This is a genomic window from Vibrio vulnificus NBRC 15645 = ATCC 27562, assembly GCF_002224265.1.
Taxonomy (GTDB): domain Bacteria; phylum Pseudomonadota; class Gammaproteobacteria; order Enterobacterales; family Vibrionaceae; genus Vibrio; species Vibrio vulnificus.
This window is the reverse complement of the sequence record NZ_CP012881.1, coordinates 1,565,148-1,585,519: the sequence shown is the minus strand read 5'-3', so window position 1 is coordinate 1,585,519 and position 20,372 is coordinate 1,565,148. Positions and strand designations below refer to the sequence as shown.

The following is a 20,372-nucleotide window of genomic DNA, read 5'->3' as shown; positions in this document are numbered from 1 at the left end:
AAAGCGAGAAATAACAAAAGGGTCATCAATCGATGACCCTTTTTTGTATTTATAACACTGTAATATAACCTTGATGTTTATGCCGCTTGGCATGAGGAAACGCCATTTTCATTTTGCCTTGTGCAACTAAAGGCGATAATTGCTTTTCTCTAATGTTCTGAGGAGTACGATCTACTAACTTAGCAATAATACTAAGTGGTATAAAGTGGCCTCGACACAGCTCTAAAACAACGCTATCCATCACTTCATTGGGTAATCGTTTTTTATCTCTTGCTGGTTGGGCAATTGCACTGAGATTATTTTGCAATGATGGACTAAGGCGTTCAAAGTCATCTATATAAGGATGCGGCAGCTTGTCAGAGATAAAACGCCCTTCCCCATCTCGATCAAGTTGAGCGGATACCTGCTTATCCGTGATCAAGCCTTCACTATCCGTGATCATTTTCCCACTATCCGTGATGCTGCGCTCTATTGATAACGGATTAGAGGCAAAAACTTCGTCAGGAGAAGGCAGTTTAACGCCAGGCAATGTATAAGATTTACCCCTTTTTTCTCCATGAGAGGTTAAAAATCCGCTCCCGACAAGTTTAGGTAACGCTAACGTAACATCTCTAGAATGCTGACTCGTAAGCTGGCAAGCTCTTTCATGGTCAACCCACCCCTCAGCTGCTGCTGTAATGACAATACTACGCTCCAAATCGCTCAGAGTATCTATCTTTTCCCCAAACTTTTTATGCAGTAAGTCAGCAGTTTCCTCAGAAACTAAATTGACTATAGATAGCTCAAGTAAAGTTTGTTCAGGCTCTGCTTTCTCATGAAGTCTAGGCACTCGCCAATTGGCCCACTTCCAACCGCTATATATTTTGGGTATTCCTGAACCAGACCTCTCACCGGCTCCAATTAGAAGAAACATTTGATGCATTAGACGATTTCTACAATCACTCTCATAACCTTTGATTGCTTGTTCTGGAGGAATACGCATAAGGCCAGGGTTACGGAAACCAAATAAGTCAGGCCTCTTAACAACTAAAATGGACAAACGACCAGTGTAATCAGCATGAACTAGCGTATTAACTAAAGCTTCACGTAGCGCTGTATGTACCTGAGTTTCATCTTGTCTGATACCATCTTTTAGCTCAAATGGCACTTTTAAATCTTCTGTGAGCTTTCTATATGTACGACGATAGAAATCAAATACGTTACCAGACCAAGTTCCATCAGGGCAGATTCGATCAACCCATCGCCTCTCAGTTTTCGCTTCAGGTCTTTCTTGATAGTCAACAAAATAATTCGGAGCTGCATCTTGGATGGCCTCCCAAGTTCCGAACATCAAAATACCAGCCAATGTCATTCCCTCAGAGCCAGACTGCCTGTCTTTTCTCCATCCTCCAACACTGCGAAGAAACTCAAAGTTATCTAACTCCAAAGCTGGATGTCCGGGCTTAGATACGGACAACAATCGTCGATATGCCTGCAAGCTGTCCAAGTTGATATCCGACATATCGTAATTTTGTAACACTCGATTATCACGACTATCTTCAATTTGTTCCGCGAGCATACGTCTGACTTGCTCTTCAGAACATCGGCAGTCTCCCTCATACAAACGTATGTACGTCTCTGTCATCGGTTGATTGTTTAGAAAGATCGGTTTTTGCTCTCGTCGTGCTGCTGGTATTTCTACAACAAGAAGAGAATGTCCATCAACTTCCATATCTTTAACATTATGATCACTGAGTAAGTTAACGTTAACTTTCTTCTTATTATTGGCGATATCAAAAAGTTGCTTTTTTACAACTTCTACGTTCTGTATACCAACAACATCAAACTGCCCTCTTTTTTCCCTAACTCCCAGTACAACATACCCACCACGACTGTTAGCCATAGCACTATATGTGGGCCAAAAGTCATCAGGAAGCTTTCCACCACCATCTTTTCCCTGAGCAAGCTTAAACTCAAGCTCAGAAGATTCCGAAAGCGTTTTTATATCAATTAGATCATTTATAGGTAGCATTTTCTGAAAGCCTCTTGATAGTTCTATGCTAGCGCCATGACAAACGTTAACTTAAACCATACTCCGTATCGTGTATATGTGATCGCTACGTCTTTGATTGCACTATATTATAATTTTGCGCAATTTGGTCTTAAATCGCAAAAATGCCCTGTCTGGATAAAAAAAGAGCCATCAATGACTTGATGACCCTTTTCTGTTCACGTTTTATAACGTTCGGGGGTATTTCGGAGCTGTTTACGTGTTTTACTTCACCGCGCGAACCAGTTCCGCAATGCCGTCCCAATCGCCGCTGTCCATCATGGCGGTTGGAACCATCCAAGTGCCACCACACGCGACAACCGATTTCAGCGCGAGGTAATCTTCCACGTTAGATGGGCTCACACCGCCTGTTGGCATGAATTCCACGGGGTAAACCGCCGTCAGTGCTTTAAGCATGTTGACGCCGCCTGATGGCTCAGCGGGGAAGAACTTCAGGGTACGTAGACCCATTTCCATCGCTTGTTCCACAAGGCTTGGGTTGTTCACACCCGGTACAATGGTCACGCCGCGTTGCTGACAGTATTTCACTGTGGTTGGGTTAAAGCCTGGGCTGACAATGAAATCCACACCTGCTTCGATGGCGATGTCCACTTGCTCTGTGGTTAATACCGTGCCCGCACCAATCAACAAATCAGGGTAGGCTTCGCGCATGATGCGAATGGATTCCGCCGCCGCTTCCGTGCGGAATGTCACTTCCGCACAGGGTAAACCGTTTTCTACCAACACTTTTGCCAATGGCAAGGCGTGTGCTACATCGTTGATAGCGATAACTGGGACGATTTTGATCTCTCTTAATCGTTGTTCAAGTGTTGTCATAGATAACCTCTAAAGAATAAAGCTCAATACAGCGACGATAAGGAAAGCAATACCACCAAGCAAGGTTTCCATTACCGTCCAAGTTTTCAGCGTGGTTTTCTCATCCATCTCAAGCAGACGAGAGACTAGCCAGAAACCAGAATCGTTAAAGTGAGAAAGTACCGTTGCACCGCCCGCAATAGCAATCACGATAAAACAGAGGTCTAACTCACTCAAACCTGTGGTTGCCGCCACAACCGGGGCAATCAGCGCAGCGGTGGTCGTCAGTGCCACGGTGGCAGAACCTTGCGCCACACGCAAACAAGTTGAAATCACAAACGCCGCCACAATCACTGGCATGCCTGTGTCAGTTAATACATCAGCCAAAGCATTACCAATGCCGCTGGCACGCAATACGCCACCAAACATGCCACCCGCACCGGTGACAAGGATAACGCCACAGATTGGTGCCAGTGAGTCGCCACACAATTTTTCAAGTTTAGCCATGCCGTAATCTTTGGCAAACACTGCCAAACACACGATCAAGGTAATAAGAAGCGCGACAGGCGTTTTACCTAGCATGCGAAGGAATTCCACCAACGGTGTTTTACCATCAATCACCCCCGCCACTGCCAGCGTGTTTAAGCCGGTATCCAAGCAGATCAGTAATACGGGCAGAACTAAGATGGTCATTACCGTGGCAAATTTTGGCAATTTGCTTTCATCGACAATCGCATCGCTGTTAAAAAATGCTTTAGAAAGTGGAATGTCGAATTTCTTACCTGCGTACAAACCAAATAGGTACGCGCCAAGATACCAAGTTGGAATCGCAACTAGGATACCCACAACCAGCAGCAAACCGATGTTGGCACCTAAAAATTCCGCCGCCGCCACTGGGCCTGGATGTGGAGGAACAAAGGCGTGCATCACCGCAAACGCACCCGCAGACGGTAAGGCGTATTTGATTGGCGATCCACCAAAGCGTTTTGCCACGCTAAAGATGATGGGCATCATCACCACTAGGCCTGCATCAAAAAAGATAGGGAAACCAAACAGCAGTGACGCAATACCCAATGCGAACGGGGCGCGATCTTTACCAAAGCGACCAATCAGCGTGTCGGCCAGCACTTTGGCCCCGCCAGTCACTTCCAAAATTTTACCAATCATGGCACCAAGGCCAACCAACAACGCGACAGAAGCGAGCGTGCCGCCAAAGCCACCCATCATGGTGGGCACCACTTTGTCCGAGGTCACGCCTGTGGCAATTGCGGTACCTAAACTGACAATGGTCAGTGAGGCAAAGGCATGCACTTTGAGTTTGATGATCAGCACTAACAACGCGGCAATCGCCAACGCAGCTATGGTTAAAAGATAAGTAGGATCAGGGGTGTGGGCTAATTGCTCCATAAGTTCACCTTTCGAATTATTGTTTGTGTTGTGGTTCACATTTATTTACGTTACCGGTAACATGTTACCGATAACATGAATAAGATAAACCCATATTTCAAAGTGAATTTCAAATTTGAGATCACGCGCAAGTTTAGTTATGAGGACAAGTTATGGCGGGTAGTAGTGTCATTGTGATGGGTGTCTGCGCAAGCGGAAAGACCACAATTGGTGAGCTGTTGGCAGAAAAACTGGGGCGTAAATTCATTGATGGTGACGATCTCCATCCACGCGCTAACATTCAGAAAATGGCCTCTGGCCAGCCACTGAACGATGACGACCGCAAGCCGTGGCTGGAGCGCATTCGTGATGCGGCGTATAGCCTTGAAAGCAAAAATGAGCACGGCATTATCGTCTGCTCTGCGCTGAAAAAGAGCTACCGCGATCAAATCCGCGACGGCAACAACAATGTCACCTTCTTGTTCCTCGATGGCGACAAGTCACTCATTCTTGAGCGCATGCGCCAGCGTCAAGGCCACTTCATGAAAGAGAACATGGTCAATAGCCAGTTTGAAACACTTGAACGCCCCGATGGCGAGCCTCGCACTCTATTGGTGAGCATTGATACCACTATCGAAGACGTTGTCGCCAACGCGGCCGAGTTAATTCTAGAGCAAGATGAGGCACAAGCATGACCCATCCCGTTATTTTAGAGGTCACTCAGCGCTTGGTGGAACGCAGCCAAGCAACACGTGCGGCGTTTGTTTCACGCACCGAAGAGCAAGCCAAAGCGGGCAAAGGACGTGTTGGTTTATCGTGTGGTAACTTAGCGCACGCGGTGGCGGCATCTTGTTCGGCAGAAAAGAAAAACATCCTCGATTTTACTCATTCCAATGTGGCGCTGATCAGCGCCTACAACGACATGCTCAGCGCCCACCAGCCTTACCTGCACTACCCAGAGCAAATTAAGCGCGCACTGGCAGAGTATGGTCATACCGCGCAGGTCGCCGGTTGTGTGCCTGCGATGTGCGATGGCGTAACCCAAGGTCAAGCGGGCATGGATATGTCGCTGTTTTCTCGTGATCTGATTGCGCAATCCACTGCCCTCTCTTTGAGCCATAATGTGTTTGATGCCACCTTGCTACTCGGTATTTGCGACAAAATCGCTCCGGGGCAACTGATGGGCGCACTCGCTTACGCGCACTTGCCTACCGCATTTGTGCCAGCGGGTCTCATGGCAACGGGCATCAGCAATGAAGAAAAAGTCGATGTTCGCCAAAAATACGCGGCGGGCGAAGTGGGTAAAGACGCGCTGCTCGATATGGAGTGTCGCGCCTATCACTCCGTCGGCACCTGTACCTTCTACGGCACCGCCAACACCAACCAACTGGTGTTTGAGGCGATGGGATTGATGTTACCCGGCTCGGCGTTTATCCATCCAAACTCAGAGCTCCGACACGCGCTGACTGAACACGCGGCGATCAAAATTGCCGCCATGACCGCCGGCTCGGCCCACTTCCGCTCACTGGCTGAAGTGGTCACTGAAAAGAGCCTGATCAACGGCATCATCGCCCTACTTGCTTCCGGTGGCAGTACCAACCACACCATTCACATGTTGGCCGTGGCGCGCGCTGCGGGTATTGAGCTTACTTGGCAGGACATCAGTGATCTTTCTGACGTGGTACCACTGCTAGCACGCGTATACCCGAACGGCCCCGCTGACATGAACGCCTTCCAACAAGCGGGTGGCGTGCCTGCGCTGCTGCATCGACTCAATGAGTCGGCTCTGTTGCATCGTGACGTCAAGCCAGTATTTGGCGAGTTCGACGACCAAATGAGCCTACCAAACCTCGTCGACGGTAAGCTTGTTTGGATACCATGTGAGGGTACGTTCGATAGCCATGTTATCGCCGACAAATGCTGCGTTTTCCAGTCCACAGGCGGCACAAAAGTGCTGAGTGGCAATTTGGGCAAAGCGGTGGTGAAAGTTTCTGCGGTGAAAGAAGAGCAACGCGTGATTGAAGCACCAGCACTGGTGTTTCAGTGCCAGCATGAGGTGGAAGCGGCGTATCAACGTGGTGAGCTCAACCGAGATTGCATTGTGGTGGTGACGCACAATGGCCCAGCCGCCAATGGCATGCCAGAGCTGCACAAGTTGATGCCGATTCTCGGCAATGTGCAAAAGGCGGGCTTTAAAGTGGCGCTGGTGACCGATGGCCGTTTGTCTGGCGCTTCAGGTAAAATCCCATCGGCCATTCATGTCTCTCCAGAGGCGATTCGTGGCGGTGCGATTGGCTTAGTGCGTAATGGTGATGTGATTCGTGTCGATTGCCAGACAGGTGAGTTAAACAACCTCAGCGACACCACTGGTCGCTGCGTGCTTGAAATCGATACCGAGGCAAGCCAGCAAACTTGGGGACGCAATCTGTTCAGCACCCTTCGCCAATCGGTTTCTAGCGCCGAACACGGTGCCAGCTTTATTGTTTGATCAACAAGGGCGCGTTTATCGCGCCCTTGGTTTTCATCACATCAACCCAGTCCGTTACACACTCTCGCCGGCGGTAATGCGGTAGCCCATATCCACCACAGTCTGTTCTAACGTTTCACCGCGCAAACGGGCCAGCAACAACTCGGCACTTTTCTCACCAATTTGAAAACGTGGCGTATCGACACTGGTCAATTTCGGACGAATCGTCTGGCCGATATCCAAGGCGTTGTAGCCAACAATGGCCAGTTGCTTCGGCACCTCAATACCGCGCTGCTGCGCGCACAGCAAAGTACCGATGGCGATGTCATCGTTGGTACAAAAAACCCCATCCATCTCTGGATATGTCGCTAAGGCGCGCTCTAACAGCTCATCCGCCAACGAGAAACTGGAGTGTTCACCCGTCAGCACGTGTTTCGGCTCTAAGCCAGCTTCACGCATGGCGCGATCATAGCCTTGCATACGCAGTTTGGTACGCGTATCCAAGCGTGCACCAAAATACACAATGGTGCGCTTACCCGAAGCCAACATGCGTTTAACCACGCTGTAAGAAGCATCTTCGTGGTCTAACCCCACCGCCATATCGATTGGCTGCGCTGGCAGTTCCATGGTTTCGACCACGGGAATGCCTGCGTTTTTGATCATCTGCATTGTGCGCTCGGTGTGGTGGCTTTCCGTTAGAATCAAACCATCCACCTGATACGAGAGCAGCGACGCGATTTTGCGCTCCTCTTCAAGCTCATCGTAGCTAAAGTGTGCCAAGAGGGTTTCATAACCATGTGCTTTGGTGACGGTTTCAATGCCCTGAACAAAGGAAGCAAAAATTTGGTTGGACAAAGAAGGCAGTAGGATCCCAATGGCTCGGCTAGAGGATTTAGACAACATCGCTGGGGCACGGTTCTCGATGTACCCCATCTGTTCAATCGCAGTGGCGATTTTCTCGCGGGTCTTTTCCGCCACCGAATCGGGATTACGCATGTAGCGTGATACCGTCATCTTGGTCACGCCGACTTGATCCGCCACATCCTGCAAAGTGGTGCGCGGTTTCTTATTGTGTTGAGCCATAAAAATATTTTTGTCATTAATGTTACTTGTAACATTATGACCAATCCGATCCTCACACACAACCAAGGTGCTACGCTAAAAACCCACCAATGTGATCTTCCCCTGCGCCATCTCCCCTAACTGGCAGGAGAAATCGAGGCGTTTATCGGCGGGTTTACTAAACAACACCTTCAACTTATCAAACGCTTCCGGCACAAAACTGACGCTTTTTAGCCGCAAACTTTTGCGCGTTAAGCTGTCCAAAAATGCCAAAGAGGATTTATCCAACACCATTTGGCAGGTATCCAATATTGTTTTGCTGACCATTTTTTTATGAATGGCATGACTCAACTGTTCGGGGGTGATGCTCATATTGGCACTGGCCAACACGCACACGGCGTAAATATCCAGCACCGCCACCGCGCGTGGTTTTTGCGTTTCGCCATCTTCATAAATGGCAATCATGCAAGGGATTTTGCTTTCATCAAACTGCTGCTGCCGAATATTGGCTAAGCAGATCTCCCCATGCACCACTTTTTGTAGCAACTTCTCGAGCTGGCTTAATTTCGGCAGCGCGAGCTCTTTTTGCACTTCCACCAGCTCATCAAAGGCTTTTTCACTCTCTTCCGCCCCTTGTACCAGTGGCAATAGCTTGCGATGCAGCGCGTCATCGTCGAACGGTTTACTCAACACAAAACTGGCCCCCGCCGCTTTTGCTTGGGCGATCTGCTCGTCATCGTCGACGGTGGTGATCATCGCGATTTTCACCTCAGGAAAACGGGTGGCAACGGTTTGCACCAGCTCCAAGCCACTCATGTCTGGCATGTGCCAATCCGTCAACACAATATCCGGACGCCAATGCTCCACTTTCTCTAACGCCGCAAGGGCGCAATTGGTTTTTTCAATCGATAAGCGACGATAGCCAAACCCAAGCAAGGCTTTGCGTACAATTTCTAGCGTCGCTTTACTGTCATCGACAATCAGTATTTTCACTCTATTTGCGCGTCCAATTTCGAGAAGTGTTTAAATTATAGGCACAATTCGTCGCAGCTTCTAAACTTATCAATACGCCATTAAACGAGGTAAGCACGCGATGTCGCTCGAGTTCTTCGACCAATCTTGGGATAAAGAGTTGTTGCTGATGTTAGGCATCAATCTTGGCTTGATGATTTTATTGGTGTGGTTTGTGTTGCTGTGGCTGATGCTGCGAGAGTTTCGCAAAGCGATTCACCCCAAAGAGGCAAACGCAGAGAGCCTTGCCGCCTCCCCAACGACAGTGGCGATGTGTGAAGAATCGGTCAATCACGCCCTTCACTACAGCAATGAAAATCGCGACACGCTCAATGCCTTGATTCAAATTCAACAGGCACTTGAAAAGCAAGTCGCCGAGATTCGCGCCACAAGCCAAAACCCCAGTGAACACGATCTCGCCTCCATTGAGGCTCTCAACCAAAAACTGAGTAAATCCCAACAGTTGATTCGTAAGCTCAGGGGCGATCTCGACAAAAGCGTGCGTGGCCTGCGCAAAGCCAAAGCCAAGCTACTAGAACAAAATGATACCGTTGATGGATTGCGCAAACAGAAAGAGGATATTGAGAAACAGTTTGAGCAACTGGAGCGGGAGTACATCATGATCAGCGAAAGCGGTGGCTTTCAAGACGTTGAACAAGGCTTTCAAAAAGAGAAGGATCAACTGCTCGCCACCATTGAGAATTACAAACAGCAGTTGGCCAATCAGGCTTCTACCAGCACGAGTAGCGCCGCCAGTGATGAGCTCAAACAGAAGCTACTTGCGATGCAAAAACAGCTGATGCACGTGAACAAAGAGAAGGCGTTTATTGAGCAGAAATATTTGGAACTGACACAAAAAATGGAAAACGGAGAACAATGAAATTCGCCACCGACAAACTGTTGAATTTTATTTTTCCCGACAAAATTCATAAACCCATTTCAATGAATTCTTATCTGTAAGAAAAGTCTCACATATAATACAGAATTCTTATAAACTAGCCGCTAATAAAAATATAAGAAATCGTTATCGTCGTGCAGTTAGGTTCCAGTGCCACGCAAGTGTTTTATCACTTGCTGGATCTCAATGAAGAAGAAAAACAACAAGCGCTCCAACAACTCGAACAAGACGCCCCTGATGTCTATCGAGCGTTGACACCGTTAATCCAGCCTCATGAACATGAGCCTTTCACCGCCTTGCTTGGCTTTCACGCCAATCATGCCACCGAGATTCCGCTCGACCTTTCCAACCAGTTGATCGACAAATATCAGCTCACTCACGAGTTAGGACGAGGAGGCATGGGCGTGGTGTACGCTGCTTATCGCGCCGATGAAACGTTTGAACAGCAATTGGCCATCAAGTTTATCCAGCCCTCTTTGACTCAAGTGTTGGGAAAAAAAGCGTTGTTTGACGAAGCGCAGTTACTGGCTCGCCTTAACCACCCTTGTATTGCCAAAGTGTTTGATGGCGGAGTGCATCAAGATTCGGTTTACATTGTCATGGAAAAGGTGGAAGGCCTCACGCTGGATGCCTTTTTGCAACAACATCACCTTGATACGCGCGCCAAGCTCACGCTCTTTCGCTACCTCTGCCAAGCGATTGAACACGCGCACCACAATCAGGTGCTGCATGCTGACATCAAGCCGGAAAACATCCTCATTGATCAAGATATCAGACCCAAGTTGCTCGATTTTAACCTAACGCAAAAAGTCAGCACTCAGGCCAATCAATCAGGGCAAGTGGGATTGGTGGCCTTTAGCGAGCATTATGCCAGCCCAGAGCAAAAATCGGGTGGCTACTTAACTCAGCAAAGCGATCTCTACTCGCTCGGGAAAATCCTGCACCTGCTTTTCCCGCAGGTAGGCAAACACTCCGACCTACGCTTCATCCTCGACAAAGCGACCCAAGCAAAAGCAGAACAGCGCTACCAAAGTGTCAGCGAGTTACGAGCTGACATCGAGAACATGTTGGCATGCCGACCGATTTCACTCAAACAACACATTCCGCTCTACACCACCAAACGGCTGATACAAAGAAGGCCAGTTCCCAGCTTATTGCTGACCTTACTGGTGATGAGCGGCATGCTGTTCACCAGCACCTTGATGACCAAAAATCGCCAGCTACAACAAGAAAAGCTGATTGCAGAAAACATGATGTACGAAGTGACCAGCTTGATGTTCCACACCAAAGGCAATGAGATGGCAAACCTGTCGGTGAATTCGATGTTGGAAATCACGCGTCGGCGAATTCTCTCCAATCCCGACATACCCAAGCACATCAAGCAGAAAATGTTGTTGGCCATGATCACGCCAACACCAGAGAAACACGCTGTCGAGGCAAACTGCCAAGCAAACTGCCGCCAACCTGAATCAAAATGGTAAGAGATCATGAAGCCACTATTTTTTGCCACTGCCTTGCTAAGTTGCCTCTCCTTGAGCGCGCAATCGGCCACGCCCAAAACGGGTTACTTTATTGACTCTCCCGTTACGGGCTTGTATTACAAAACCAGTTCGAATCTCTCAGGCACCACTCACAAAGGCGCTTTTCAATACCACCCAGGGGATGTGGTGAGTTTTTTCCTCGGCAGTGACGACAGTGGCTACTTGCTCACAACGCTTTCAGGCCAAGAGGTGATTACCCCAACATTGGCGACCACCAAACCAAGCCGTAGTATCAATATGACGCGCTTGCTGCTGTCACTCGACAGCACCCCAGAAAATCGGGATGAAATCATTCTGCTCAATCGCATCATCTCCGACCCTAAATTCCAGCAACAGTTGCAAGGCATCGATCTCAATTTTCTCGATACCACCGCCAGCCAACTGAACGTGGATTTGGTTTCCATCAAAGAAGCAGCAGAACACTTAAATCAGAGCCAACGCTATATTGAGCAGCACTTTACCTCCGATGAAGTGATTTTCTCACCGCTGAATATGCGCCTACGAAACATCATCATCAAAAAGACCGATTGGCAGGGCCGTGCTTGTGCACTCGATTTACGTATGCTCGATAAACCGAACCACCGCACCCCGGTCGGGGCGATGAGTTTTGAAGTGACCCAGGAGCACGTAATACAATACCCCAGCGCGGGCGATTACTTCAACGGCTGTTACCTCAACCGACAGCACGCCTATCGAGAAAAAACCGTTGAACCACTGAGCTATTTTGAGCAATGGGAAGGGGTTGTGGGCTGTGCGAGCCAAGGTTGCACACGTCACGATCTCAATGGTTTCTCACTGGAAGATTTCGACGACGAAGGCGACTGGAAATACCGTTCAGTCGCGATGAATTTTGACCCTCACACCGAGCTACTGATGGGCAAAATGCAAGGATTGGGCAAGAAGGCCGAAGTCACTCACAGTAACAAATCGGAATCGATTTGGTTTATCTATCCTGAAAACAAAGGGCAACACATCGCCTTTGAAGGAATTTGGAAAGAGACTGAATACCAGGGCAATGCCTTAGCTCAGCGCTGCCTAAGAATTGCCAATGGGCAGGTTTGGCTTGGGCCAAGCGAACAAACTCAGTGTCCAATTGACAAGAAACACTACATCCAAAACGTGACCCAGCAATACCAAGATATGTGGTGGTTACGTAATGCCTCGGGTCATGCCCAACTCGAACAGATGAATCTGATGGTGCGCTGGTTTCCGCAACCTTACCCAGCGCAATACACCACCTGGGAGTACCTTCCAGCCGGCAAGCATTGGGATCAGGGCATCTTGTATCGCTATCAACAGCAAGTCTCACCTCAGCGTGATGGCTCTGATCGCATTGATACTTACACCATTTCTGAATTCGTAAAACAGCAAGGAGAGCCGTCATGAGTGCGCAATCGACTTCTCTTACCCATATCATTCAACAGTGGCAAGCCGGTGACAAAGAAGCCGAAAGCCAGCTGTATCAATTTGCCTACCTGCAACTGCGCAAAATCGCCCAACAAGAGCGGGAACGGAACGCCGAGAAGTATGGTCTTGAAAACGAAGTGTTGGCAGACAGCGTGAACAGCACCACCGCTTTGATCCACGATGCGTACCTAAAGCTTTCCACCAGCGACATGAGTGAAATCAGCGGCAAGCGCGACTTTTTCCTTATGGCAGCCAAAGTGATGCGCCAAATTTTGATCGACAATGCACGTTCACTGCAGGCGCAAAAACGCCAGCAAGTGACACAGCTACCGAGTGAACAACAGGAAAAGTTTGAGCAGTTGATCATCATGGACAAAGCACTGGACAACTTCAGTGTTCGCTACCCACGCCAATCGAATGCGCTCAAGCTGAAATATTTAATGGGGATGAAAAACCAAGAGATCAGCGAGTTACTCGAATGCAGTGCCAGCTTGATTGAAAAAGACCTCAAATTCTCACGCAGTTGGCTGCAATCGAGAATGGCGTAAATCGACCCATGACACATCGTAAACCTTTACTCTTCGCCACGACAGTAACGCTTGTTACTGGGATGTGGTTTTGGCTCTCTTCAAGCCAAGCCACCTCGAGTGTGCTGGCTGAGACAGAAACCCGTGTCGCAGCACCACATGCCAAAGCCATTTCGGTTGAAAGCAAAGCACCAAACGCAGCAACGCCAACCCAAAACACAAACTCAGATCCTCAAGTGGTGTTTGCCCAAGCATTGGAGGATCTGGCTCCACCAGCGCCCACTGCAGACGTAGAAGCGTTAGCAAAAACACCACAGCCTGACGTTGAAAATGACACGCTAGAAGCCACCACCTATACCCAGGTGATAACCAGCGAACCCGCTAACTTTGACGGCAGTGGAACAAACAGTAAACCTAGGATCAACGCCGAAGTGGCGCGACAAATCCAGAGTCAGGTTTTCGGCTGGGAGCTCGATCAAGGCGCGCCCATTCACTATTCCCTCAACATTGATCAACTGTTTGTGGATGCCGATGACGACTTTCTCACCCTCACTGTGCGCATCAATGTGCCGGGGCTCAAAGTTCGCAATCTGGGTGCCGTGCAGATCTTAGGCACCGTAACCAAAGCCGCAGCGCAACCCCAGTTGATGATCGCTGCGCGCGATGACCACCACGGTAGTGATGACCAAGCGTGGGTAAAAGCCTATTTTGATCTACCAGCGATTGGCGAAACGGGTACGCAGTTTACTCACCCACTGATTGGTCAAACCTTCTATCGCTTAGAAACCACCCAAACCTTTGCGGGCGTTCGTTATCCCTATGAGGTGATTTACTGCCAAGCGTGGAAGTTAATCAATCATCAGGTCTATTTCGCCGCTGCGCGCAATCGTCGCCAATGCCCCGATGACGAAGAGCTCAAGTTGATTGGCGAGTTTGAGCAGCAAGACGAAAAGCTGATTCTCACCAGCAGCCAGTCCGCCTTTGATGCCAAACAAACCTGGATGACTCGCCAAAGCTACCCATCCAACCTCACGGAAGGATTGGTAAACCATCTCACCACGGTGCATGACGGCAACCAGTACGAAACCTACACCATGCTCACTGACAAAGCCGCGATGGAAGCGAGGCTCAACGTGGAAACGGGTCGAACGCTTTATGAGATGGTCTTTTTTGACTACCTCTTTATCGACGCTGAGCAAAATTACCTTCCTGCCGAGGTCGGTAACTACATCTACGAGCGTCAAGCTGCGGACCCCACGGTGTATCAACGCTTTGACTCCGACCTCAACATTCATCGCATCAGTGGCAGTTTTGATTGCTCCACCTTACTGCCCTACTTCGAACTCTCCGTCATTGCTGGTCGGGGCGATTACGAAGATGTCATCTCCTACAGCCACAACGAAGATGGCGTCTCCTCGGTCGCCTGTTTTGTCTTTCCATCAGGACCAAACAAGCGCTCTTTGGCCATCAATCATGACTACCGAGATGACAACGATCTGCAACAAGGCGAGATTTACAGCTACATCCTGCGCCCAAAACCTCAGTTCGCACACCTGTTGGAGGAGTTGAAAATCAATCTGATTTACCACCACCCACAACTGTAAAATTAAGCGCCAATAAACGGGATTAGAAGTTCCACAACGCTTGTAATCCCGTATTGAGTGTCCAAGTTTGCGCTTCTGGCAACCAAGCTTGACCTTGCTTCTCCACACCACTTGCTGTGGTATAGCTCACTCGCTGTGGATCAGACTCGAAGCGTTTCTCGTACCCGAGCATCACAAACCACCCTAAATGCAAACCTGGCATGATCTGATAGCTAAGGGTTGCTTCCGCATTGGTTCTAAAGCCGAAATCGTTAAATTGAATGTCTTCAAAGCGTGAGTTTTCAGTGACACTCCAAATCGGCACACCGAAAACCCAACGGCCACTAACACGCCAATCGCTCTCCCCATACAGATGGCCAGAATCGTAGGCTAAGCCAGCATCCAGGAAAATATCCGTCGATTTCTCTTCCCACGTATTGCCTTCGCGAAACACATCATTGAGGTAACCATTGTGGTTTTTCAGGCCATAGCGTTTGTAGGTTTGATAGCTCAATGACGTCCCTGCCAACACACGCCAGTTATCTTGCAGTTTGTAGTGCAGCAAAATGTTGGTTGCCGCTTTCAGATATTCAAACTGGTTGGTTTGAATCAGCGTACCGCTTTTATGCCACTCTTCGGTGGCACTGATCGGTGAAAATGTCGCTAACGCATCAATGGAAAAATCAAAGCGCGCGTTAATGTGGTACAGCCCGCCCGTGTTCAATACGGGGCTCACCACACTGGCATCGGAGTCTAAACCGGGAAACAACTCTTCATACACCACATTTTCTAAGCCAAGGGTAAAGTAAGAGTAACCATATTTGCTCTTATCAAGGGTCGTTTGCGCCTCAGCCGCTGAAGAGCCCAAACACGCACCAATCATGATTAACCTAGCCCACTGTTTCATCTGTTTCTCCTGAAATTTTTGGCCCAGATGTTAACCCTCACGATCCATTTGCCAACCCCGTTACTGATAAAAAAATTAAAATAAATTTTACGGTTTTTTCGCTGTTTTCCGTGCCTTGAAACTCCCACTCTAACCGGATAAAAAGTCCCGAAATTCCCCCTTCTTTCGCATGATTTATAAAAAGATGAAAGAAGACTCTAACGATGTGCGTTATTCAATTTAGTCAGAATAAAAAAGCAAAGGATTCTTAGATGAAAAAGGTTAGTTTACTAGCAGCGTCAGTGGCGATCGCCCTCACCGGTTGTGGCGGTTCAGACAGTGGTTCAGGTTCAAACGACAACGTCGCTCCAGGCGGCGTTATCGTGACAGGCTTTGACGGTTACTTTAATCAAGCCGTGGTGTTTCTTGATAAGAACAACAATGGCAAGCTCGATATCGGCAGCGATACGATTTTCGGTCTCACAGATAAAGAAGGCCGTCGAACGATCCCTTCCGATACGCAAGGTGTACTGGCACTTCAAACGCTCACTCCGGGCGGCACCGTTCAAACTGCACTGGCCAACCACGCGCCTGAAACTTATGCGGGCAAGTACACTATCGATATGGATCATCCAACTCAAGCGATGGCGCATGAGGTGGTATTTCGCGCCCCATCCAAATCGACGGTTATCTCACCTCTCAGTGATCTAGTTGCCATTGAGATGGCTTCGGGTGCTAGTGAAGAAGAAGCGATCCTCAAAGTAAGCACGGCACTCGGTGGCACACCAGAGCAGCCCATCAAACTGCTGAGTAACTTCATCGATGGTGCAGACAAAAATGTTAGCTTGCACAAAACAGCGCAAATCCTGACCGAGTCAAAAGCCGCTAACCCTGGCAGCTATGAAAAAAAAGCAACACAGTTTGCCGAACAAGCTGGCAAAATTGTCGGTGATTTGACAGAAGAGCAAGTCAAAGAGGTCAATTACAAACCTGTTATTAAAGATACAGCACCAAATGAAGACACACTGGTACCAACAGAAGTTATCAACAATAAGTTAACCGTTAGTGAGTCTGCGCAATCTCGCGTTCAACACAGCCTAAATGCACTAACTATCGTGCAAGATGAGCATTTTACAACAGCGCACATTTCTATCGCTAATCTCTTCGATGACCCAGATCAGGCCTCTCTAGCCGTGATAACAAGTGGTGAATCAACATTTGATGAAGCAGGTTTAATCGCAACGTTTTCTGGTTCTGACTTGGTGCTTTCAGCAAATACAGCAGGCATCATCAAAGCTGGCGTATTCACGATTATTCTGCAATCGCAAGATAAGGCAGCAGATGGTAGCCAAGTTGGTTCTCCAGTGAGCACAAAGTTCACACTGAAAGTAGATTCAGCAAACCTAGCTCCAATCGTGGATAAAGAAGTAGAAGCACGAATCCAACGAGAAATCGACGGTTGGCAACTTCAAGAAGGCGAGCTGTTCTCACAAACCATCAGCCTAACCCCTCTTTTCACCGACACAGACGGTGAGATCAAATCTACCAAAGTTGGTCTAGGTGGTGTTGTTGATGGCTTATCATCAAACACAGATCTCGATAACCTCATAGTAACCATATCTGGTACACCAAAAATGGAATGGAACCAGAAAGGGAAAATTACTCTTCAAGTGACAGACGATAAGAATGCAGAATCAGAAACGGTGACTTTCTTGATGCCTGAAGTGAAAGCCGGAGTGATGCCTCCACCAGAGGCTCACCCACTGGAAGGAAAAACTTGGTATCGCCTCGAGCATGGTAGTGGCACACCTGAGGAAAAACTCCCTTACAGTCGTATCTGGTGTGACACACTGCACTTTGAAAACGGAAAAGTTTCAGGTAACTACCGCACCATGAGCAACTTAACCCAATGTGGCGAGTTAGCGGAAAACTCTTGGTCCAATGGCACATATAGAGTTCAAGGAAATCAAGTCATTGCCAAATTTGGTGATGACCCCGATGCAACGCTGACAATTACAGACGCTGATGACATTGCCCCTGGGGCAAAAATCCTGTTCTGGACTTCCAATGAAGGAACCGAGCGTTATACCTTGTTTAGCAATAAGTCAGACGCAGAAGCACGCATTCAAATCCGATCGGATGATGGACCAGAACAGCGCTTTTTCAATATGCCGCTTCCAACAGAGGTTGATGGTGTCGAAGCGCTCGGCATGGTCTCTCTATCGCTGCGGAGAAACAATAATCCAGATGATGAAGGGGCAATGGATGCAAACTTAACGTTGGAGTTCCCGGATCAAAACTTTACTTGTAAAGATGCAGAAGAGTTTTATGAGAACTTTATTATCACAGGTCCAGGGCTGGTCACGGAAACCACCGATTACAACACGGGGATCATTCACAAATCTTACGGTGTTTATTCGGGGAACGAATGGGGAACGTCTCTAGAATGCTATGACAAAACAGACGACAATGGTATCGATCACGCTGGTATTGATTTCGACTTGCCTGAACTAACCATTGGTGGTGTGTATAGCTTTATCGGCAAAGTAAAAGCCCAACAAGGCGAATACATTGAAGCCGTGAAGTTCAATATGACTTGGACAGGTGCTGGCAACAACGAATAATTGTTACCATTGAAAAACACCAAGCCCCGCATCGCGGGGCTTATTTGTTTTGGGTGTCATCCAACTACTTCACACACAGCACATTCAACAGCGAAGAGCCTTTTACCTGCGTCACACGGCCATCGGTAAAGAAGCCTTTTTTTCCTCTTCCCCAATAGGGTAACTGCACTGGCCACTGCTGGTTTTCCATCACTTTGGAGTCCAGCAGGGTAAAAAATTCCTCTTCGGTTAACAAACGCATGTGCAGATCGCTGCACACTACTTCCGCACTGCGGTAATCCAAGCGATTCCATGCTTGGTTGTGTTCCATATAAAACTGGTGCTCATCATCCATCAAGTAAGGCACTGCATAAGTACGACCTTTTAACTCGGCACTTTTACGAATGTCGATGGATGAAGAGTCGTCGTTACTGCGCTTAGCTGGCGTTGTGGCCAAGGTCGCCTGCGCAGGGGCCGGCATGGGCTTGTTGGCAGCAACCGGTACTTTCGGTTGCGTTTTTGGGGCGGTGGGCTTGGTTATCGCTTTCTGTTCTTTGCTTGCCGCGACCGGTTTTGCCACAGAATGTGGCTTAACGACTCGAATAAAGGCTTCTCGGTAATCGCCCAGTTTTTTGACCTGTTTAAGATCTTTACTGGCTTGAGCAAAAGATTGATACGGGCCAATTAAGCAACGATAGGCTTTGTTTTCAGGTTTCATCCACACATCGGTGGTGATCTGCTTGTAAAGCGGTTTGGCGTCAGCCAGTGGCATTGGCTGATTTAAGATGCCACATTGAATCCAAAAGAAATCCTCTTTGCCGCTTTTGGGCGCTTTTTTACCCCAAACACCATCGCCAATCGGGCAGGCTTTGTCTAACATGGGTAATTCGTTGGTGCTTGCCTGTGTGGCTTCACATAGAAAGCCTTCCGCCGCTGCAGGAGTAGCAACACCAAAAAAGCACAATGCCGCCATCAGCCACAATCGTTGAGGTTTGAAGATCGGCAAAAGGGCCGATTTGCTTTGTTCCATAACTTCACTCTACCCGTTTCATCAATGAATTGTTCAGTGACGCTCAGACTGCTGCCTACAACACGTTGTAAGGCCAAAAATTTGCCGCGTACTGGTGAATAAAAAATGACAAGCAAAAAAAGAGCCGTAATTGGCTTACGACTCTTAGTTTAGGTAGTTTTCCGATTATAAATCAATCAGCTCAGATCACCCTTTGTAGATTTTTGGGTTAAATACGTCACGTAACCAGTCACCCAATAGGTTGATCACTAACACCAGCGTCACCAGCACAATGCCAGGGAAGGCGGTGATCCACCAAGCGCCGGAGAAGATATAGTTAAAACCAATGCTGATCAATGCGCCCAGTGACGGTTGGTCAACGGGCAAACCCAGCCCTAAGAACGAGAGCGCCGCTTCCGACATGATCGCGTTAGCGACTTGCACGGTTGAAATAACCAAAATCGGTGACAAACAGTTCGGCAGAATATGACGGAACATGATGCGCGGTGCTTTAAAGCCCATCACTCGCGCAGCTTCCACGTACTCTTTCTTCTTCTCCGCCAATACCGAGGCGCGGATCGTACGTGCGTATTGTGGCCATTCCGCCACACCGATGATCACCACCAGCATCACCACCGCATATTGGCTGTAGAAATCGCTGCCGAAACTGGCTTTGAAAATCGCCGAGACAATAATTGCCACCATCATGGTCGAGAAGGAGAGCTGAACATCCGCAAAACGCATCAAGAAGTTGTCAATACGACCACCAAAGTAACCCGCCGACAGACCAATCACGATACCCAAAAACAGCTGTAGCGCTACCGCCATAAAGCCGATGGTTAACGATAAACGCGAACCGTATAAGATGGTGGAAAGAATATCGCGCCCTTGCTCATCGGTGCCCAGTACGAAGTTTTCATCACCGCCTTCCATCCAAGATGGCGGTAGTTCCGCATCCATGATGTCAATCGAAGAGAGATCATAGGGGTTACTCGGCGCAATTAATGGTGCGGCAATCGCCAACAACAAAAACAGCATGAACACCGCAAAACTACTCATCGCCACTTTGTCGCGTTTAAAATAGTAAAGAAAATCCGATTCTTTAAAGCGTTCCCATGCAGAAGGAGCTTTATTCGTTTGTTCCATG

General features: G+C 48.4%; 16 protein-coding genes. 8 read left to right on the top strand and 8 right to left on the bottom strand.

Going from position 1 to position 20,372, the window contains the following annotated elements; translation table 11 throughout:
* Positions 1-49: 49 nt before the first annotated feature.
* The 3 genes from AOT11_RS07320 to AOT11_RS07310 form a co-directional block, all read right to left on the bottom strand.
* Positions 50-2,011 carry an RNA-binding domain-containing protein gene (locus tag AOT11_RS07320; RefSeq protein WP_017420422.1) on the bottom strand — a complete coding sequence of 654 codons (1,962 nt, stop codon included), beginning with the start codon at positions 2,009-2,011 and terminating at the stop codon, positions 50-52.
* Between the two features lie 243 nt (positions 2,012-2,254).
* Positions 2,255-2,866, bottom strand: a complete 612-nt coding sequence (locus AOT11_RS07315) for a bifunctional 4-hydroxy-2-oxoglutarate aldolase/2-dehydro-3-deoxy-phosphogluconate aldolase (protein WP_017420423.1) — start codon at positions 2,864-2,866, stop codon at positions 2,255-2,257.
* Between the two features lie 9 nt (positions 2,867-2,875).
* Positions 2,876-4,252, bottom strand: a complete 1,377-nt coding sequence (locus AOT11_RS07310) for a GntP family permease (protein WP_026050287.1) — start codon at positions 4,250-4,252, stop codon at positions 2,876-2,878.
* Positions 4,253-4,404: 152 nt separating this feature from the next.
* On the opposite strand from AOT11_RS07310, the gene AOT11_RS07305 reads away from it, so the two are divergent.
* Together AOT11_RS07305 and edd are read left to right on the top strand one after the other, a co-directional pair.
* A complete protein-coding gene (locus AOT11_RS07305; RefSeq protein ID WP_017420425.1) occupies positions 4,405-4,926 on the top strand; it encodes a gluconokinase in 522 nt (173 codons plus the stop codon).
* Positions 4,923-6,719 (top strand): phosphogluconate dehydratase, encoded by a 1,797-nt coding sequence (gene edd, locus AOT11_RS07300; protein ID WP_017420426.1) that lies wholly within the window; start codon positions 4,923-4,925, stop codon positions 6,717-6,719. Before AOT11_RS07305 ends, edd begins: the two co-directional genes overlap by 4 nt.
* Before the next feature lie 54 nt (positions 6,720-6,773).
* Here edd and AOT11_RS07295 read toward each other — a convergent pair whose 3' ends face one another.
* Positions 6,774-7,781, bottom strand: a complete 1,008-nt coding sequence (locus AOT11_RS07295) for a substrate-binding domain-containing protein (RefSeq protein WP_026050286.1) — start codon at positions 7,779-7,781, stop codon at positions 6,774-6,776.
* 75 nt (positions 7,782-7,856) lie between these two features.
* On the bottom strand, positions 7,857-8,753 hold the full coding sequence (locus AOT11_RS07290; RefSeq protein ID WP_017420428.1) for a response regulator: 897 nt from the start codon (positions 8,751-8,753) through the stop codon (positions 7,857-7,859).
* Positions 8,754-8,853: 100 nt separating this feature from the next.
* Here AOT11_RS07290 and AOT11_RS07285 point away from each other — a divergent pair, with 100 nt between their 5' ends.
* From AOT11_RS07285 to AOT11_RS07265, 5 genes are all read left to right on the top strand, one after another.
* Complete coding sequence (locus tag AOT11_RS07285) at positions 8,854-9,651, top strand: chromosome segregation ATPase (RefSeq protein WP_017420429.1); 798 nt, start codon at positions 8,854-8,856, stop codon at positions 9,649-9,651.
* Positions 9,652-9,803: 152 nt separating this feature from the next.
* Entirely contained in the window at positions 9,804-11,150 is a 1,347-nt protein-coding gene (locus tag AOT11_RS07280; protein WP_017420430.1) for a serine/threonine protein kinase, read from the top strand.
* 6 nt (positions 11,151-11,156) lie between these two features.
* Positions 11,157-12,596 (top strand): hypothetical protein, encoded by a 1,440-nt coding sequence (locus AOT11_RS07275; RefSeq protein WP_017420431.1) that lies wholly within the window; start codon positions 11,157-11,159, stop codon positions 12,594-12,596.
* Entirely contained in the window at positions 12,593-13,165 is a 573-nt protein-coding gene (locus AOT11_RS07270) for a sigma-70 family RNA polymerase sigma factor (RefSeq protein ID WP_017420432.1), read from the top strand. The genes AOT11_RS07275 and AOT11_RS07270 overlap by 4 nt, the downstream gene beginning before the upstream one ends.
* Before the next feature lie 8 nt (positions 13,166-13,173).
* Complete coding sequence (locus tag AOT11_RS07265; protein ID WP_017420433.1) at positions 13,174-14,748, top strand: hypothetical protein; 1,575 nt, start codon at positions 13,174-13,176, stop codon at positions 14,746-14,748.
* 22 nt (positions 14,749-14,770) lie between these two features.
* Here the strand turns inward: AOT11_RS07265 and AOT11_RS07260 are convergent, their stop codons facing one another.
* A complete protein-coding gene (locus AOT11_RS07260) occupies positions 14,771-15,634 on the bottom strand; it encodes a hypothetical protein (protein WP_017420434.1) in 864 nt (287 codons plus the stop codon).
* Positions 15,635-15,885: 251 nt separating this feature from the next.
* Between AOT11_RS07260 and AOT11_RS07255 the strand changes: the two genes are divergently transcribed.
* Entirely contained in the window at positions 15,886-18,237 is a 2,352-nt protein-coding gene (locus AOT11_RS07255) for a hypothetical protein (RefSeq protein WP_017420435.1), read from the top strand.
* Between the two features lie 64 nt (positions 18,238-18,301).
* Here the strand turns inward: AOT11_RS07255 and AOT11_RS07250 are convergent, their stop codons facing one another.
* Positions 18,302-19,246, bottom strand: coding sequence for an SPOR domain-containing protein (locus AOT11_RS07250; protein WP_017420436.1), 945 nt, complete (start codon positions 19,244-19,246; stop codon positions 18,302-18,304).
* Between the two features lie 186 nt (positions 19,247-19,432).
* Entirely contained in the window at positions 19,433-20,371 is a 939-nt protein-coding gene (locus AOT11_RS07245; RefSeq protein ID WP_017420437.1) for an ABC transporter permease, read from the bottom strand.
* Between the last annotated feature and the right edge of the window lies 1 nt (position 20,372).

What these genes read in the sequence shown, in the direction of transcription:
- AOT11_RS07320 (WP_017420422.1), bottom strand. Translation starts at nt 2,011, where the DNA reads ATGCTACCTATAAATGATCTAATTGATATAAAAACGCTTTCGGAATCT.
- AOT11_RS07315 (WP_017420423.1), bottom strand. Translation starts at nt 2,866, where the DNA reads ATGACAACACTTGAACAACGATTAAGAGAGATCAAAATCGTCCCAGTT.
- AOT11_RS07310 (WP_026050287.1), bottom strand. Translation starts at nt 4,252, where the DNA reads ATGGAGCAATTAGCCCACACCCCTGATCCTACTTATCTTTTAACCATA.
- AOT11_RS07305 (WP_017420425.1), top strand. Translation starts at nt 4,405, where the DNA reads ATGGCGGGTAGTAGTGTCATTGTGATGGGTGTCTGCGCAAGCGGAAAG.
- edd (WP_017420426.1), top strand. Translation starts at nt 4,923, where the DNA reads ATGACCCATCCCGTTATTTTAGAGGTCACTCAGCGCTTGGTGGAACGC.
- AOT11_RS07295 (WP_026050286.1), bottom strand. Translation starts at nt 7,781, where the DNA reads ATGGCTCAACACAATAAGAAACCGCGCACCACTTTGCAGGATGTGGCG.
- AOT11_RS07285 (WP_017420429.1), top strand. Translation starts at nt 8,854, where the DNA reads ATGTCGCTCGAGTTCTTCGACCAATCTTGGGATAAAGAGTTGTTGCTG.
- AOT11_RS07275 (WP_017420431.1), top strand. Translation starts at nt 11,157, where the DNA reads ATGAAGCCACTATTTTTTGCCACTGCCTTGCTAAGTTGCCTCTCCTTG.
- AOT11_RS07270 (WP_017420432.1), top strand. Translation starts at nt 12,593, where the DNA reads ATGAGTGCGCAATCGACTTCTCTTACCCATATCATTCAACAGTGGCAA.
- AOT11_RS07265 (WP_017420433.1), top strand. Translation starts at nt 13,174, where the DNA reads ATGACACATCGTAAACCTTTACTCTTCGCCACGACAGTAACGCTTGTT.
- AOT11_RS07260 (WP_017420434.1), bottom strand. Translation starts at nt 15,634, where the DNA reads ATGAAACAGTGGGCTAGGTTAATCATGATTGGTGCGTGTTTGGGCTCT.
- AOT11_RS07255 (WP_017420435.1), top strand. Translation starts at nt 15,886, where the DNA reads ATGAAAAAGGTTAGTTTACTAGCAGCGTCAGTGGCGATCGCCCTCACC.
- AOT11_RS07250 (WP_017420436.1), bottom strand. Translation starts at nt 19,246, where the DNA reads ATGGAACAAAGCAAATCGGCCCTTTTGCCGATCTTCAAACCTCAACGA.
- AOT11_RS07245 (WP_017420437.1), bottom strand. Translation starts at nt 20,371, where the DNA reads ATGGAACAAACGAATAAAGCTCCTTCTGCATGGGAACGCTTTAAAGAA.